We start from the raw sequence: 2,215 nt of genomic DNA, 5'->3' as shown, positions 1-2,215 counted from the left end.
GCCACGCTACCGGAAGGAAAGACCATGTCCTGGCTAGTGCCGACCTCGAGGGCGTACTCCACCAGATAGAATGCCCGCTTCTTGTGATCCACGGTGCGGAAGAGGTATTGGTTCAGCCAAATCCGCTAACACAAGCTTTGAAGAATTACAAGCAGGCTGGTTCGAAAAACAAGACGTTCTTCCCGATAGAGGATAGACGACTTGGCGGATTAGAACACAAGACAACGACCATAAAGAGGCTTCTAGCGATGCTCAAGCCAACCTCCGGCAAGCTCTACATGTTAGGCGAAAAGGTCGATGCCGGAAACTATAAATTATGGGATAAGGTTGGGTATTTGGAGGAAGCTTCTTTTTATCCTGATTTAACCGTAGTTGAAAATCTTGACATAGCACGACGTATGCAAGGAGTACCTGACAAAGAATCCGTTAATCGGGTTATCCGTAAGTTGGGGCTTGAGCCGCACAAAAAGAAAAAGGCGAAGAATCTTTCTTTAGGAAACAAACAGCGCCTGGGACTTGCGAAAGCTATGATACACAATCCGGAAATCATAATACTGGATGAACCGATAAATGGTCTTGATCCGGCAGGAGTTGTTGAAATACGGAATATGTTATATGATTTAGCGAAAAATTTCGGCGTAACTATTTTTATATCCAGCCATCTGTTAGAAGAACTCTCAAAAGTTGCCTCACGCATTGGGATTATTCACAATGGTCATCTTATTAAGGAAATCGCAATGGATAGGCTGGAACAATCGTTACAGAAAAACTTGGTGGTGAATGGCCGCGACAAAAATGCTTTAAAGAATGTGCTTAAAGAGCATGGATATGAATTTGAGGAAACAATGGACGGTTATATCAAACTAACCGATGACCATGCAGCAGATCGTCCTGAACGGCTAGCGGAGCTGCTGGTTAAATCTAATCAACCGCCAACACTGCTTCGAGTGGTTACGGAAGATTTGGAAGGTTACTTTCTTCGTACAATTGGTATGGCGAAGGGAAATATATAATGAATATTTTTTCTGTCTTACATTGTGAGATTCGTAAGATTATCCGCGCTAATGTGTTTTGGTTGGTGTTCCTTGTTTTTGCATTTGGGCCAATCATGATGGGAGTCGGAATTATTTTATCCAGTGACACCGGTAGCATCAATTGGCAAATGTATTTAACAGATTTGCTTAATAATCTTGCCGCACTGGGACTTATCGGATACACATTTATCGCTGCATGGGTATTTGGGCGAGAGTTTACAGATAAAACAATTAAGGATTTGCTTGCAAAGCCCGTATCAAGATCAAATATTGTACTGTCCAAATTGCTGGTAATTTTAGCGTGGAGCATATTACTTTCCATCTATATGTTTGCCACGGCTCTTGCCGTTGGAGGTATTCTAGGGGTTACGGGCTGGTCTCCTCTTATTTGGAATATTTTTTTAAAATTTATTATAACATCGCTATTATTTATTATTGTTACCACACCAGGTGCTTGTCTGGCAAATGTTAGCAAGGGATACTTGGCCCCATTAGAACTCATCCTGGTAATCGTTATTCTCTCAAATGTTTTAGCCTCTTTTGGGTTTGCCCCCTATTTCCCGTGGACAATCCCGTCGGTATTTCAAAGCATCGGGTTCTTAAATTTGAGTAGTATAATTATTCTTGGCCTTACGGGAATAGCCGGAATAGTTGGAATATTTGCTTGGTGGAGATTTTCCGAGCAACAATAAACGATGGTAGAAAAAGAGTCGTCAACTCGGTAAAACCGAAAGGGTGACGACTCTTATAAAAAATTCTATCACGATCCCGTTTATTCTTCAATTGCTCCTGACATCAGAAGAAGTTTATTCCTAGTTGTTTGATGGGACTTATAACATTACAAGAATGGCAGATGTTTTTTCATATCTATAACTCATGGAACAATTGCAAAAACAGTACCTTGGTTAAAATCAGCCACTTTCATAGACCCATAAACCCCTAAATATAGTCTGGTTTGATCCAGATTCGTTCCTAAACTGACATAATAAGCGGATTGAGACCCAAAATTATAATCGGTTTCTATAACGCTAAAATCATTTAGTTTACCATCTGTTCGTACCCTGGTGTAAGCTAAAACTCCTCTAACCGGAGGTTGAGATTCTTCATCCCGAGCTAGATCGGTAAACACGACGCTTCCCGATAATTCGGGGATTCTATTCCCCATATACGGCTGGACTCCT

The 2,215-nt window shown here is 41.3% G+C and carries 2 protein-coding genes and 1 pseudogene; 2 read left to right on the top strand and 1 reads right to left on the bottom strand.

The features are described from left to right. Positions 1–83 precede the first annotated feature (83 nt). Both L691_RS30370 and L691_RS0127100 read left to right on the top strand, forming a co-directional pair. Positions 84–1,013 (top strand): ABC transporter ATP-binding protein, encoded by a 930-nt coding sequence (locus L691_RS30370; RefSeq protein WP_232229293.1) that lies wholly within the window; start codon positions 84–86, stop codon positions 1,011–1,013. Beyond that, positions 1,013–1,726, top strand: a complete 714-nt coding sequence (locus tag L691_RS0127100) for an ABC transporter permease (RefSeq protein WP_025693317.1) — start codon at positions 1,013–1,015, stop codon at positions 1,724–1,726. Before L691_RS30370 ends, L691_RS0127100 begins: the two co-directional genes overlap by 1 nt. A 182-nt stretch (positions 1,727–1,908) precedes the next feature. On the opposite strand, the pseudogene L691_RS30365 reads toward L691_RS0127100, so the two are convergent. After that, positions 1,909–2,215 (bottom strand): annotated as a pseudogene (locus tag L691_RS30365) (PQQ-dependent sugar dehydrogenase); the annotation flags it as partial.

The sequence above is a fragment of the Paenibacillus zanthoxyli JH29 genome (assembly GCF_000520715.1).
GTDB lineage: Bacteria > Bacillota > Bacilli > Paenibacillales > Paenibacillaceae > Paenibacillus_AQ > Paenibacillus_AQ zanthoxyli.
This window is presented reverse-complemented; position numbering and strand designations above follow the sequence as displayed.